Here is a 14,253-nt window from a genome sequence, read left to right as displayed (position 1 = left end):
AACTAGCAGGAATCGCACTAAAAGGAAGTTGATATGCGCCAGTCCCACTGCTTTCTCCAACAGACATGCAATGCGAGTGTTGGTTACATGCGTCAATGCATCGACACAAAGCTACAAACTGCGTTATCACCCACATCATTGAGCAAAAAATGAAGCAGTTATTCGAAAAAGCAATCTATCACGTTTACCAAGATATTCTTGAAGATCCGTCACAACATCAGGCAGCCCAATTGGGCCCTGAAGATATTCGATGGCTACGAGTGCTATTGGCGGGGCATATCAACTAGTGTTGCGCCTCGAGCCGCAAAACAACTGATCAAGGTGACCACCAATACACATAGGGAGCTGATTAAAGGTAAGTTGATAGAAAAATCGACAAGAAAGCCTGCGACAAACGCCCCCATAGATGCAAAACTGATTTTCGCTGCGGCTACCCACATGTATATCTGAGCGGCTCCTTGCTTTGGTGCATATTCGCTGCGCGCGGCCAAGGTGACGGCAAAAAATATGGCATTGACGACGCCACACAACCAATAGGCTATCAATCCTGCGACAAACGATTGGCTCAAAGCAACAAGAAGCAGAGTGAATAACAAGATTGCCCCAACATTTCGAAGCAATACGAGTGCTTCACTGCGCAAGGGTTTTAGCATAAGTAAAATAGCACCGCACAAGCACCCTACACCGTAGAACGTTACTAAGTACGCACCGCTTTCGCGGGTATGTTGCCAGTGTTCACTGAGATAAACCGCAAGTACAGGAAGCGCCGCAACGGCAAATGACGCACCAGACGTCATTACCAGCGTGCGTTTTAATGGTGCTGATTGGCGCATCACTGCAATGACGTGCTTAAACCCGGGTACTGGTGCCGCTGTATCGGCATGAGGAGACCTTAACGGTGGTAAACACAACGTAAATAGCCCCGCTAAAAGCGGCAATCCCATTACAACACTGACACTGACTTGTGTGCTGAAAAACTCAGTAAAAACAGCTGTCAGCATAGGCCCTAACGTCAGTCCAACTCCGTAGGTCACTGTGTCCCAACTTTGCGCCTTTCGCTGTGCGCTGAGGTTGTCGTCCACTAACTTGGTAATTTGTGTGCTCAAGCCTCCCATCATGAAGGAGCTGCAAGTACCACAAACCAGCAAGGCCAAGACACTTAACCCTGTCATTTGCCACTCAAAGCCCAATATTGCTAGCTGGAAACACACAGCAAACAAAAAGCAAGTGCCTGAAATAATAAAACGAGGGTCGCCCGCTCCATCTAACCATCGACCATATACAGGGCCAAACAAATGGGGAGCGGTCAAGCAGGCCGCCATTGCTCCAGCTGTTTTTCCGTCCATGCCGTAAGTACGTGCCAATAGAATCGTAGCCACCGCCGAGCCCCCCGTCGTAATGCGAGCGGGAATCGAAGCAAACATATATCGTGCAAGTCCTGTTAGCCTTGCTAGTGGCATGTACTTTCTCCTCGGTTCACTCTGTTGGTCGTTACGCCAAAGACAATTGTTGAATTAGCGCCGATAGCGTGTCGCGATCGTCGTCACTGATGGGCAAAAAAGGCGCGGGTAAATTATTGCCTTCGCTGTATCCCAAAATCTTCGCCGCTTCCGCGACCACGCGCAAACCACCGCCGTTATTCGCAAACATTTGCCATAGTCCCGCTAGTGAGTCGGAAAGGGCTAGCGCTTCATTTGCTTGCTCAGACGTAGCATATTGAATAATGGTTTGTACGGTTTTCGGAAAGATTCCGCCGATAACCGATAACCATAAATCACAACCTTGCGCCATACCCGCTGCCCCGAATTGGTCGCCACTGACACCCACCGCCATACTAGGCGGCAGTATTTCACGTAACGACGCTAATCGCGAAGCCCCTTCATTTGTGGCAAACGGCATCCCGGGAATTTTTATTGCCCCAATGTGGGGTAAGCCAGCCAGTCGTCGGTACAGAACATCACTGAAAGTGAAATTGGTGACTCGCGGATTTTCGTAAACGCATATCGGCACCGACACCTCTCGACTTGCCGCCTCGTAGAGACCATACACTTCGTTTTCGTTCAATGGCTGATACGAAACAGGTGCGAGCAATACCGCACTCACACCTGCTTTTTGAACAGTTTCGATATTGCGCAACACGTCGTAGGTACGAAGCGAGCCCACCCCAGCCATAACCGGCACCTTGCCAGCTTGATTGACTGCTGCCTGGGCAACATCAAAAAGTTGCTCTCGGGTCAAATAGGGATACAGGCCTGTAGAGCCCATGGCACAAATGGAATCAACATTCGCGTCTACAAGGTTACCGATAAGTCGATCAAACGACACCAAATCAACCTGTTCATTTTTAAACGGTGTTATAGGAAAAGCAGACAAACCGGTAAACATTTGAATCCCTCTTTGTTTAGAATATGGAAAAATGCTCGAAAAAATGGGATAACTAGGCACAAGCTATCAACCCATGACAAAAATAATATTGGCATAGGACAAAAATGAAAGTCAAGATTTCAGGCGATTCGGCACAAAGAATTTTTGAATCAGTACGCCAACTGACTAAAAATGGAGCCCTCAAATCAGGTGACAATTTACCGCCCGTCAGGGAACTGGCTGAACAGCTTGGCGTCAATCGCAATACTGTATCGTCGGCATACCAACGGTTAGCAAAAGCGGGCATCGCTGTTACCCAAGGGCGCCTTGGCACACGTATTTGCCAAGATATTTCACCGGGCGAACAGGAAGGTACCACACAAACCAAATTGTTCGATTTAGCCGATGGTAGCCCGCGAAAAGAATGGCTTCCTGACCTCAACTATGTTGCCAGTCAGACTCAGCTAAATCAGTACCTCTATGGTGAATCCACGATTTTACCCCAAATACGGCAATACGGCCGTGAATGGTTTAAAGGGGATTGCCCCGCCAATTTCGAAATAACCCTGTGTAATGGCGCGATTGATACTTTGGAGCGGATGATGGCTGCCCATCTGATACCAGGTGATAAGGTAGTGGTTGAGGATCCCTGTTACATCAGCTCGGCCAACGCTATTCGCTTAGCGGGGATGCAAGTTGTTGGGGCCGCTGTCGATCAACATGGTATGTGTCCCAATGCATTAGAATCAGCGTTAAAAAAAGGGGCCAAGGCAGTATTGATCACGCCAAGAGCTCACAACCCCACTGGTGCAAGTATTACTGCTGAGCGCGCCCTTGAGTTGAAACATGTACTAAGCCATTATCCTGATGTTGTGGTCATGGAAGATGACCACTTCTCACTCTTAGCAGTTTCATCACATCACTCTGTTATCCCGAGTAATACAACCAATTGGGCAGTCTTTCGTTCAGTATCAAAAGGACTGGGACCCGATTTACGCATGGCGTTTGTAGCCGCGGACCCTGAATCGGTGAAGCGTATTAATACACGCCTTGCGCCCGGTATGTCTTGGGTGAGTCGCGTACTGCAAGCCTTTGTTTATACTTGTTTGACTGATACATCGCTGCAGAGCAATCTCACATTGGCAAAACGCCACTGTGAAACCCGTCGAAACACACTAATAACGGCGTTAAGTGCGCAAGGTATCTTCCCTGCTTATACCAATGACGGGCTCAATGTTTGGGTACCGGTAGCACAAGATAGCCAAGCCGCAGCGTTCGCGTTGTCGCAAAAAGGCTGGTTGGTTCGCCCCGGTAGCTCTTTTGATATCAATATCAGTTCGTCGGCAATTCGAGTTAGCGTGCAAAAAATAGAGCCCAACACGGCCGAACAATTTGCAAAAGACGTCGCTGAGATTCTCAGTGCTTAAAACACACTTTTCACTGGTACATAGGCACTTTGACGTTTAAGCCACAGCAGATACACACCCAACAACGAGAAGACGGGAAGGTTTATCACTAGCACTATGCCCGTCCACTTCAAATAGGTTCGGTAGGCTGCATATTGATTCGCACCAAATTTAAATGTCGCAAGAGATGCAACACCAATACCTGGAATTAAGGCAATCACGTCAGTGAACTGGCGCATGATCACATTGCGAATTTCATCGCCGATTAACTGTGGATCATACTGCCCGTCGAACACGATTAATGTTTGCCCCAGAGCAAACCAAGCAATCAGATTGGCAATACAGGTAAAAAAACTGGGAAGCAGTAGCACTGCAGCAAGGGTAGCGAGTATTCGAGACATGTTCTTACATCCTTTGTAATCCATATCAGATTAACAAGTTTGCATATGTCATTCTAGTTAGAGTCTATGCATAGGTATTAAAACCGATATAACTCCTCGTTGTGCGTGGTGAGGCGTTGCTGCCTATTATCTGGGCCATTGCCACGGGGGCATGGTAAGCGCATCTTGCCCGTTAATGGTTGTCTGCCCAAAGTGTTTGTGTAAATGAATGGCATTGCATCCCTCAGCTTTTTCCAATGCCTTAATTAACGGAATAGCATGGGATACTACCCACACTTGAGTATTCTGAGACGCCTTTATGATCAAATTCGCCAATGCAGGTAACAACTCAGGGTGCAAACTCGTTTCAGGTTCATTTATCACCATTAATGACGGTGGCCGTGGTGTGAGTAGCGCCGCCACCCAGAGTAAAAATCGCAAGGTTCCATCAGACAGTTCTTTACCGGATAAAGGCCGCAGTAAACCATGCTGTTGAAATGACAAACTAAAATGCCCGTCGGGTGAAACTTTTATTTTTAACGTTGCGCCGGGAAATGCCTCATCAATGGCGTCTGCCAACCCCTCTTCATCACCTACCTCGATAATGGTTTGCAATGCCGCTGCCAAATCACTGCCGTCATGGCTGAGCACCATGGTGCGCGTACCAAGCTGTGGTAAGCGAGCCGGCGCATTAGCATCAGTTCTAAAGTGGTCATAAAAACGCCAGTTCTTGATGAATTCCCTCAACGCGAGCACTTCTGGGGCTTTTGTGGGATCGGCAATTTGGGTAAACATACTCTCAAACATGGGCATATGTTGGCTAACCACCTCCCATTGCCGCGCTTTTCGTACTTTTACCATGGTCTCTTTTCGCTCTACCAAGGCGGCCGCAGCGCGATATATCTCGCCTTGCCAAATGGCCTCACGTTTGATTTCAGGGTCGAGATTGAATGCACTTGGATAAGGAACTGGCGGCGTTATGCCGAGCGACACGGCATAGCTAAAATCTTCACCCGCAAAACCAAGTCTTAAACGCTTTTGACTATTGTTATGCGTCCCTTGCACGGCTACATCACCACGGCTCATCGCTCCAGAAATGGCCTTGGGGCCAGCCCAAAACGTCGAATCTAAGCCACCTTCACGTGCCAACGCATTGATTACCCCCCCACGCGCGGTTTCAGCCAACAAACGAAGTGCCTTGTATATGTTCGACTTGCCGCTACCATTTGGGCCCGTCACCAGGTTCAATCTATCGAGGGGCATCACGAGATCCTGAAGTGAGCGATAGTTGGTGATTGCGAGGGTTTTGAGCACGGATCTGTCCTTAATTTGACTCGTCATTATTGAGGCGATATTGCTTCACCATAGCACGAATTTTCAGTTCTACTATGGTCACCTCAATACGTGCAACAAACTACAAAGAGAACTGAACGCAATGACATAGTTGTCCCAATAACGGGACTAAATCCCGAAAACGCGTGTCCCATTATCGCGACACTACGATATCTAGAAAACCAAAATAACCATAAACAACTGAAAAATATAAACTTATTTTCTGGCACATACTTTGCCCTACTTTATGCAACACGATTTATTGAAACGTTAGATTGAGTGAATTATGGATATTGTCATCAATAAGAAGTCTGGCGTCAGTCAAAAGCTCAAATGGCTGGTGCTGGGGATTGTTTTACTGTCGGTCACATTAACCTACGCATGGGCATCGCTTTCTACCGCGAGTCACAGTGTTAATCGCGATCGCTTACTGACTGAAAAAGTGAATCGTGGCGAATTTGTGATTACCGTTCGAGGAATGGGCGTATTGGCGCCAAAGGATGTTCGTTGGCTAGCAACCAATGTCGCCGGTAAAGTCGATCGCATTTTAGTTAAGCCGGGCGCCTTGGTTAAGCAAGGTGACGTTATCATGGAATTGAGTAACCCAGAACTGGCACAACAGCTCGAAGAAACAAGATGGGAACTGGACGAACTCAAGGCACAAATGCAAGCAGAGAAAGTGGCATTGGAGTCTGAACTTTTGGATCAGGAATCGGCGGTTATCAATGAAAAGCTAAACTATGAAAGCACGAAACTCACTTTCGAAGCGCAAGATAAGTTATTAAGCCAAGGCTTTAATGCCGTATCGCAAATCGATCACGAAACAATCAAGATTCAAATGGCGCAAAACAAGCGTCGTTGGGAGCTAGAACAAGGCCGATTAGCGAAACAAAAAGAGCGCGTTGCGGCTCAATTAATTGCAAATGAAGCCCGTGTTCAACGAATGGAGAAAACCCTAAATCGCGTCATGGAACAAGTCGCGAGTCTCACCGTTACCGCCAGCATTGACGCTCTAGTGCAAGAGATGCCGATTGAACTTGGCCAACAAGTCAGTGCCGGCAACAACCTGGCCCGTCTCGCGAAACGCGACGATTTTATTGCCGAAATTCGCATCCCTGAAAATCAAATTCAAGACGTCGTTATCGGCCAAACGGTCGCTATCGATACCCGCACTAGTGAAATAGAGGGTGTGGTGCGTCGCATTGACCCTTCAGTAGAAAACGGCGTGGTGCAAGTTGATATCGACCTCATTGGTCAAGCCCCCAAAGAAGCCCGCCCTGAACTTACCGTTGAGGGCACAATTGAAGTCGCACGAATGCCTGATTCTCTGTTTGTCAAACGTCCCATGTTTGCCAAAAGTCACAACAAGGGATTTGTGTATTTACTGGATAGCGAAGGAAATGCCGCAAGTAAGCACCAAGTGGAGTTCGGTAAATCCTCTGCCAGTCATATAGAAGTTATCAGCGGGTTGACCGCTGGTCAGCAAATCATTGTGTCGGATGTGTCGTCTTACGAACAACATCAGCAAATCAATATTAACTAAAATGAGGATGCACTCATGTCAGCAAACGAACTTGTAAATTTAACGAATGTAAAAAAGGTGTTCGCCACCGACGATATCGAAACCCACGCACTTAACGATATCAATTTGAAGATTAACCAAGGTGAATACATCTCTATCACTGGCCCTTCGGGTTGTGGTAAGTCAACCCTTCTCTCATTGTTGGGCTTATTGGATGTCGCATCAGCTGGCCAATACTCACTGGCTGGCCACAACGTCGAAACACTCGATAAAGATGAGCGTGCGCGCATTCGCAATAAAGAAATTGGTTTTGTCTTTCAGGCCTTTAACCTCATAAGTGACATGACGGTCGCAGAAAACGTAGAGCTTCCTTTAACGTATCGCAAAGACTTGAGTGCTAAGCAGCGCAAAGACTGGGTGGATGAAGCCCTCGCTCAGGTAGACATGTCTCACAGAGCTAACCATTACCCATCGCAGCTATCTGGCGGACAACAACAGCGAGTTGCAGTCGCGCGCGCGATATCGGGTAAGCCTTCAATCATTCTAGCCGATGAACCGACAGGTAACTTGGACTCCAAGAATGCGCAAGTCGTAATGGCACTGATAGACCAGCTGCACAAAAGCGGAACAACAGTATGTATGGTAACCCATGATCCAAATTCAGCCGCGCGTGCGCAACGTACGATTGAAGTCTTTGATGGACAGATTGTCTCCGACCAGTTGGTGAATCAACCCACTGCGATCACCGCTTAAATCGTTACAGAGGAAAGGATTATGTCACTCTCACTCGATATCAAATATGCGGCGCGTTTACTCGCCAAAAAGCCCCAGTTTACGGCACTGATTATTAGCATTGTTGCGGTGGGTTTGGGCCTAACGCTGTACGCGTTTTCGCTGCTAAACAGCCTATTGTTTACGCCTATTAAATTCGACGATGGCAAAGAGGTATTTGCGGTTGAAGCCTTGTACGACCATACCCATTTGTCCCGCCGAGCCGCGATGACAATCGACATGTACAACCTGCAACAAGACAAATCCTTGTTCTCTGAAATGGGATTCTACGATGAAGGTACAACCTTTGTCGGTGGCACTGACGCCGGTTTGCGAAAATACAATTCCAGTTATGTGACTCACAATATGTTTGGCTTCACTGGCGTTAACCCTTTACTCGGACGCGGATTAATAGAGTCAGATCACTTTGAAGGGGCTGAAGACGTCATTGTTTTGGGTTACGACATTTGGCAAGGCTATTTTAACGGCGACCCAAACATTATTGATAAAATAGTCCCTATCGATGGCGCAGAACCCGCTCGCGTTGTAGGTGTGATGCCCGAAGGTTTTGCCTTCCCGAGCATGGCAGAAGTTTGGCAGCCCTTGCCGTTTAACGCCGTAAAACCAACTGAACGCGAGTTTTATTTTGTCTATGCTTTTGCAAAATTAGCCGATGGCGTAACACTTGAAGCCGCCCGCTCACAATTGGATGCTCGCACCCTAGAAATCAAGGAAGAGATTGGCGACACCATTCCTTGGTTGATTCGCGATAACGACAAATATCTGTCTATCGAACCTTTCAAGAAAGCGGCTTTGACCCAGTATTACGGCATGTTTATGGCGCTACTCATCGTGGTGTTCCTCATATTAATGCTAGCGTGTATCAACGTGGGCAACTTGCTATTAGCCAGTGTAAATGAACGCGTGAAGGAAGTGGCAATTCGAGTCGCGTTAGGTGTGCCGCAAAAGCGCCTCATTCTACAGATGTTATGGGAAAGTATTTTTGTTTGCTCCATCGGCGGCATTCTGGCTATCTTGCTGGCTGGTTGGGGCCTTGACGTCACCAATGCGGTTTTTGACGGCGCCTATGAAATAGATAACCTCAAACCATATTGGTGGCACGCCACACTGGATTCTGACTCGCTTACCGTATTAATCGTCGCCATCGTCTCTATGATTGTGATTACCGGCTTTATTCCAGCTTGGCGTTCACTCAATGGCGACTTTAACGCCGTCCTTCGCGATGGTACACGAGGAGCACTGGGCAAGGGTGCAGCGCGCACCACTAAAGCCTTAGTTATTTCTGAGATTTTGTTATCTTGTGTCGTGCTAATCATGGCGACCGTTTTATTGGTTTCCAGCTATGGCGCAGGCGTCGCTGACTATGGTGTAGACACAGAGAACAGGCTTACGGCTCGCATCCAGATCTCGCCTTCTGACTACCCCATTCGCCAAGACACCGAATTTGAATATACCGACCGCCTCGCTCGCTCACAGTTCTATTTTGATTTAGAAGCAGAACTTCGTTCACAGCCCAATGTCCTCGGCACCGTGTTAATGACCCAATTGCCAGGAACCGGCGGTGGCACCAGTTTCTTTGAGATAGAGGGTCGCGAAAATCCTGTTGTCAGCGAAAACCCGTACAGCAATAACGAAGGTGCAACGAAAAATGGTTGGTCAACGTTGGGGATGGAAATCATAGAAGGCCGAGATTTTGATTATCGAGACGCCACAGAAGAAGCGGACAGCATGATCATTAATGAATCCATCGCCCGAGACTTCTTCCCAAATGAAAGCCCTATTGGTCAACGCGTGCGCCGAGCAGGTCGTCCAGATGCGCAGTGGTCGACTATTGTTGGTGTTGTCTCTGACACCTACCACGGCACCTATATGGATTTCTCCAGTGCATCGTATAACAGTTATCACCCCATCGATAACTGGGGCCCCTTTAGAATGCAAATAGCGATTCATTACACTGGCACTGAAGGTCGGGCGAGAGAAACGTTAGCCAATGCCGTGAACGCCGTGAATCCCAATGTCGGCTTGTATCACGTACAAAGCTATGACGCGTTAATCAAGAAACCATTGTTGTTAATTGAAGCGGTGAGCGAGATCTTCTTACTGTGTGGTTTGGTTGCAGCTTTCCTTGCAGCATCCGGTATTTATGCCGTTGCCGCTAACAGCGTACAACAACGCACCCAAGAAATTGGCGTACGACGCGCACTCGGTTGCACAGATAAAGGCATCGTTGGGCTCTTTATGGGCCAAGCAAGCTGGCAGCTGCTAATTGGTATTGCTTTTGGTGTAGGTATTGCCTTGTGGCTACTCAGCTTGATGTCCCAAACGATGATATTTAGCAGTATGAGTTATATATTGGGGATGGCCGTCATGCCGATACTCATCAGTGTGATGGTCCTATTGGCGACGTTTCTTCCAACGAAAAAAGTTATCCAGATGGAACCCAGCGACGCACTCCATCACAATTAATCGCTCTGGCATCGGACTCAAGTTCGATGCCGTGCTTTTTTTATGTCACTATAGCGTTTGTTGATACAACAACTCTCCAACTGAATTAAGCTTTGCATGAACGGACACTCTATACTGGTTGCTGATGACGATACCAGTGTTATCGCAGCACTGAAGCTCTTGCTTCAAACCCATCGGTTTGAGGTAGTGGCGGTGACAACACCACAGGCGCTACTCGAGCAACTCGCTAAACGAGAATTTACCGCCGCACTAATTGACCTGAACTATCAGAAAGACACTACTTCGGGACAAGAGGGTCTGGCACTGATCGAGCAAATCCGAAAGCGTGACGAACACCTTCCTATCATAGCGATGACTGGCTATAGCAGCATTGAAATTGCCGTGGAAGCGATGAAGTTGGGAGCTGCAGACTTTGTCCAGAAGCCTTGGTCTAATGAACGTCTACTGCATACCCTCAATACGCAGATCACATTGAATCAAGTTCGCCAAGCAGGCGACAAGTTGGCGCAAGAAAATGCATTGCTCAAGCAGCAGATGGACAACGAGCGCACGGGCATTGTGGCGAAGTCTGAATCCATGGTAACGCTTCTGGACCAACTGAAGAAACTAGCGCAAAGCGACATGAGCATATTGCTTACTGGCGAGAATGGCACGGGCAAAAGCTTATTGGCCGAGTATGTGCACCAGCACTCTGCTCGGAAGAACAATGTTTTTATCGCTGTAAACATGGGCGCGATCTCAGACACACTGTTTGAAAGTGAAATGTTCGGTCATGTGAAAGGCGCGTTTACGGATGCCAGTACTAATCGCATTGGCCGCTTTGAGCTGGCCCAGTCTGGCACCATATTTCTCGATGAAATTGCCAACATCGAACTGGCTCAACAGGCCAAATTACTGCGAGTGTTGGAAGAAAGGCAGTTTGAGCGCGTCGGCAGTAGTAAAACGCAGAATATTGATGTCAGGCTTATCTCCGCGACTAATGCCGATTTAGACTCACTAGTCGGCTCCGGCAGTTTTCGCCAAGACCTCCTTTATCGGCTGAATACCATTGTTATTCATGTACCGGCTTTGCGCGAACGCAGCGATGATATACTGCCGTTAGCGAATCAATATATTGGCCACTTTGCCCAGAAATACCGCCTCCCCGTAAAAATTTTGAGCGCAGGTGCACAGCAAAAGCTCAAAACCTATCATTGGCCAGGTAACGTCAGAGAATTAGGCCACACTATCGAACGTGCGATGTTCTTGAGCACTAAAGAGGATATTGAAGCGGCGGACTTAGCCCTTGAACATGGGCAAGCCTCTGTAGCCGAATCTCAACCCACTTGGATGACACAAACGTTAGATGAGCTTGAGAAACACGTCATTGAGCAACGCTTGGCGCAGTTTGATCACAATCCACAAAAAACCGCGGAATCACTTGGGTTAAGTCGCAGTGCGTATTATCGTAGGCTAGACAAATACAACCTTAACTAGAGCTCATGCGCGCCAGACTTCAACAAACCAAAATCGCCTTTGAAGACAAACTTGTCCGGCTGACGCTGAAAGGGTTAACACTGCCCATTGTTGTCGTGCTGGTGTTGTTGTATCACGCCGATGTCTCAGCATATTTTAAATGGCTACTCAGTATATTGATGTTGGCGAGCGTCAGCTTCACGCTGCTAGCAGTAAGGCAGCTAGTGACGTTTCAGCTCAGAACGTCAACCAACCTAGTCGAAGCCATGACCTCAGGTGATTACAGCTTACGAGCGAACAATAAAAATATTAAAGGCGCGCTCGCGGATTTCAACAATCTGTTAAATCAACTCGCCGCTCGATTGTCTGAGCAAAGCTTGATTACCCGAGAAAAACAAATTCTCTTGAGTAAGATCACCGATCAAATTGACGTAGCCGTCGTTGCCGTTGATGACAATCGGCACATTACACTGATGAATCCCGCTGCCGAACGCCTGTTCCAGCAGCGTTTTGAAGACCGTCAGGGCTGGCCAATAGCGTCGTTAGGATTGCAAAACTTAGTCGACGCTACACAACAAGAAAACTTAAATAAAGTCAGCGAGTTTGAGATTGGAGAAAACAAGCGCAAAGTGTACGTGCGTACCGATACTTATTTTGAATTAGGCATTCCTCATTACCTGATTTTCATTACCGATATCCAACATATTTTGCGAGATGAAGAGCGTCTTGCTTGGCAGCGTTTGTTGAGGGTATTGAGCCACGAAATTAATAATTCCTTAACGCCCATTGCCTCGATTGCAGAGACCTTAAATCAATTGGTTGATACCCGCGAGTCATCAGAGGGTGCAGATACCTCGCAGCTGCAAGTCAGTATGCAAGAGGGCCTATCAGTTATCTCTGAACGCGCCCATGCATTGAATCATTTTATTCAGGATTATCAACAGCTAAGTCGCTTACCGCCACCTGCCAAAACGGTTTTTGAACTCGGGACACTGGTGCAGCAAATTTGCCATTTGTTTGAGGGATGTAGCATCAGCGTACCTGAAACTGAACTCAGTATTTATGCCGACCGCGACCAATTGCAACAGGTGCTAATCAACGTGTTTAAAAATGCACACGAAGCCAACATCGCAGCTCAATGTACTGAATCAAAAATTGACGTAGAGTGGGTGACAAGTCGTAACAGTATCACTATCCATATTACCGACCAAGGTCAGGGTATTCATAACCCAGAGAATTTGTTTGTGCCTTTTTACACAACCAAGCAACAAGGCAGCGGAATTGGCCTTATCCTCAGCCGACAGATTGCGCTGAATCACGGCGGCGATTTCACCTTGTCTAACCACAAAGCAGGCGGTGCTAGAGCGTCTCTTCACTTACCTCTCATCACTCAAGTACAGTAGTCAATTTACATAATTTCTTACAAACCAACCTGTACACAAAATAACCTATCATATTGAATTCATTATCGTTAATACCATGTTCAGTTTTGACGGCGTATTCTCATTTCCGTCAACTGGAATGTTTTTTAACTAAAGGACACACAATATGAAATTTACAAAAATGATTCTTACCGCAGCACTAGGTTGTACGCTTTCCGCTGGTGTTTTCGCGGCGTCTCCAGATTGGAACTTCGTTGAAGGCGGTTACACCCAAATGGATGTCGATGGTCTAAGGGATGACCAAAAAGGCTTCAATTTTGGTGGCTCGTACCGTTTCAACGAGGACTTTTTCGCCCGTGGGCGTTACACCATAGTCGACGAGAGTATCGCGGGTGTAGACATTGATACCGACTGGGGTGAAGTGGGCTTGGGTTACATTCATGGTGTTAATAGCACAACCGATGTGTACGGTGTAGTCGCACTAGAGTATCTAAAGGTTGATACCAATGCCGGCGGTGATTCTGATACTGGCTACAGTGTGCATGCTGGTGTGAAAAGCCGTATTGCCGAGCAAGTCGAACTGTTTGGTGAATTGGGCTACGCCGACATCGATGACGCTGATATCAGCGACCTGAGTTTACGTGCTGGTGCCAATTACTACTTCACCGATAATTTATCTGTGGGTGCAGACTACCGTAAACTTGACGACATTGATTTATTCAGTGCAACGGTGCGTTACAGCTTTTAAGCACTAACAGGCAAACGACAAAACGCGGCTTCGGCCGCGTTTTTTTGTGGGCTTGGTTAGCGTTCCCCCGCCCGGTCTAAACTCGAGATAATATTGACAAAACCCGCTGCAAAGAGGCCGAATATCAACCCCACAATTGCCAGTAAAACCGGGTGAACGAACAAAAGATTATGCCCAGCACTTTTGGAGTACTTGCGACCAAATTTATACAAATTCACAGCAACATTAATGTGAATAAACGCAAGAGCAATAACGAAGCCTACATAAAAAAGCGTGAAAAAAACGTCACTGGGATCGGTAACTACAGTAGGATTAGTGGCCACAATTAACTCCATTTAAAAACTGACGACTCAAGCTCACAATAACACAATTTATCGTCAGCCCTCCAATACAAAATTGGCATAAC

13 protein-coding genes are annotated in these 14,253 nt (G+C 47.3%); 8 read left to right on the top strand and 5 right to left on the bottom strand.

From position 1 onward, the window contains the following. Positions 1 to 149: 149 nt before the first annotated feature. A complete protein-coding gene (locus AC27G9_RS14520) occupies positions 150 to 287 on the top strand; it encodes a hypothetical protein (protein ID WP_487075154.1) in 138 nt (45 codons plus the stop codon). Here AC27G9_RS14520 and AC27G9_RS14515 read toward each other — a convergent pair. Next, positions 264 to 1,460, bottom strand: a complete 1,197-nt coding sequence (locus AC27G9_RS14515; protein WP_487075153.1) for an MFS transporter — start codon at positions 1,458 to 1,460, stop codon at positions 264 to 266. The genes AC27G9_RS14520 and AC27G9_RS14515 overlap by 24 nt on opposite strands. A 31-nt stretch (positions 1,461 to 1,491) precedes the next feature. Beyond that, positions 1,492 to 2,385: a dihydrodipicolinate synthase family protein gene (locus tag AC27G9_RS14510; RefSeq protein ID WP_487075152.1), complete on the bottom strand. Its 894-nt coding sequence runs from the start codon at positions 2,383 to 2,385 to the stop codon at positions 1,492 to 1,494. Between the two features lie 104 nt (positions 2,386 to 2,489). On the opposite strand from AC27G9_RS14510, the gene AC27G9_RS14505 reads away from it, so the two are divergent. Further along, positions 2,490 to 3,791 (top strand): aminotransferase class I/II-fold pyridoxal phosphate-dependent enzyme, encoded by a 1,302-nt coding sequence (locus AC27G9_RS14505; RefSeq protein WP_487075151.1) that lies wholly within the window; start codon positions 2,490 to 2,492, stop codon positions 3,789 to 3,791. Here AC27G9_RS14505 and AC27G9_RS14500 read toward each other — a convergent pair. Then, on the bottom strand, positions 3,788 to 4,171 hold the full coding sequence (locus tag AC27G9_RS14500; RefSeq protein WP_487075150.1) for a hypothetical protein: 384 nt from the start codon (positions 4,169 to 4,171) through the stop codon (positions 3,788 to 3,790). The two genes, AC27G9_RS14505 and AC27G9_RS14500, sit on opposite strands and share 4 nt — an antisense overlap. Before the next feature lie 126 nt (positions 4,172 to 4,297). Further along, on the bottom strand, positions 4,298 to 5,464 hold the full coding sequence (locus AC27G9_RS14495) for an AAA family ATPase (protein WP_487075149.1): 1,167 nt from the start codon (positions 5,462 to 5,464) through the stop codon (positions 4,298 to 4,300). Positions 5,465 to 5,768: 304 nt separating this feature from the next. On the opposite strand from AC27G9_RS14495, the gene AC27G9_RS14490 reads away from it, so the two are divergent. The 6 genes from AC27G9_RS14490 (at position 5,769) to AC27G9_RS14465 (ending at position 13,847) form a co-directional block, all read left to right on the top strand. Beyond that, positions 5,769 to 7,025: an efflux RND transporter periplasmic adaptor subunit gene (locus tag AC27G9_RS14490; protein WP_487075148.1), complete on the top strand. Its 1,257-nt coding sequence runs from the start codon at positions 5,769 to 5,771 to the stop codon at positions 7,023 to 7,025. 15 nt (positions 7,026 to 7,040) lie between these two features. Further along, a complete protein-coding gene (locus AC27G9_RS14485; protein WP_487075147.1) occupies positions 7,041 to 7,757 on the top strand; it encodes an ABC transporter ATP-binding protein in 717 nt (238 codons plus the stop codon). Between the two features lie 21 nt (positions 7,758 to 7,778). Next, the gene (locus AC27G9_RS14480; RefSeq protein ID WP_487075146.1) at positions 7,779 to 10,262 is read left to right on the top strand and encodes an ABC transporter permease; all 2,484 of its coding nucleotides are present in this window, start codon (positions 7,779 to 7,781) and stop codon (positions 10,260 to 10,262) included. A 96-nt stretch (positions 10,263 to 10,358) separates the two neighbouring features. Then, positions 10,359 to 11,738: a sigma-54-dependent transcriptional regulator gene (locus AC27G9_RS14475; protein WP_487075145.1), complete on the top strand. Its 1,380-nt coding sequence runs from the start codon at positions 10,359 to 10,361 to the stop codon at positions 11,736 to 11,738. Between the two features lie 5 nt (positions 11,739 to 11,743). Next, positions 11,744 to 13,120, top strand: coding sequence for a sensor histidine kinase (locus tag AC27G9_RS14470; protein ID WP_487075144.1), 1,377 nt, complete (start codon positions 11,744 to 11,746; stop codon positions 13,118 to 13,120). 145 nt (positions 13,121 to 13,265) lie between these two features. Beyond that, a complete protein-coding gene (locus AC27G9_RS14465; protein ID WP_487075143.1) occupies positions 13,266 to 13,847 on the top strand; it encodes an outer membrane beta-barrel protein in 582 nt (193 codons plus the stop codon). A gap of 56 nt (positions 13,848 to 13,903) precedes the next feature. On the opposite strand, the gene AC27G9_RS14460 is transcribed toward AC27G9_RS14465, so the two are convergent. Continuing rightward, positions 13,904 to 14,170, bottom strand: coding sequence for a hypothetical protein (locus tag AC27G9_RS14460; RefSeq protein ID WP_487075142.1), 267 nt, complete (start codon positions 14,168 to 14,170; stop codon positions 13,904 to 13,906). Positions 14,171 to 14,253 lie beyond the last annotated feature (83 nt).

The organism is Alteromonas sp. 5NS40-0096 (assembly GCF_057544385.1).
The sequence above is the reverse complement of the archived record's forward strand: the minus strand, read 5'-3'. Positions and strand labels throughout refer to the sequence as shown.